Source organism: Mesorhizobium sp. M7A.F.Ca.CA.002.05.1.1 (assembly GCF_003998335.1).
Taxonomy (GTDB): domain Bacteria; phylum Pseudomonadota; class Alphaproteobacteria; order Rhizobiales; family Rhizobiaceae; genus Mesorhizobium.
The window spans coordinates 1-472 of the sequence record NZ_RZQI01001636.1 but is presented as its reverse complement, the minus strand read 5'-3'; the positions used below and the strand labels follow the sequence as shown (position 1 = coordinate 472).

General features: G+C 59.1%; 1 pseudogene. It reads left to right on the top strand.

Annotated elements, in window-relative coordinates:
* A pseudogene (locus EN939_RS37485) lies at positions 1 to 472 on the top strand (nucleotidyltransferase family protein); the annotation flags it as partial.

The following is a 472-nucleotide window of genomic DNA, read 5'->3' as shown; positions in this document are numbered from 1 at the left end:
TCCCTGCGCCGTGAGCGAGTATCTGGTGCGGCGGATGGTGCACGCTGGTGTCGACAAGATCTGTTTCATCATTGGATCGGGCAAATCCGACATCCTCGAATATTACGCTGCCGGCTATGGTGACGCCGCGGCTCTCTTCGTGGTGCAGCCCAATCCCGTTGGACTTTGCGATGCGATTTTTCGGGCAGCGCCTCTCGTCGCGTCCGATGAGGTCGTCCTGGTCGGCCTTCCCGACACGATCTGGTTTCCCGAGGACGGCTTCTGTCATTTGCCTGACGATCAGCTTTCATTTCTGCTCTTCCCGGTGGATCGTCCGGAATTCTTCGACGCCGTCGTTGTCGATGACCACGAGCGCGTGATCGAAATCCAGGTCAAGCAACAGGACGCCGCCACGAACTGGGTTTGGGGTGCGTTCAAGATGCCGGGCCAGATCCTGCATCAGCTTGCGGCACTCTGGCGTGAACGGGAATGC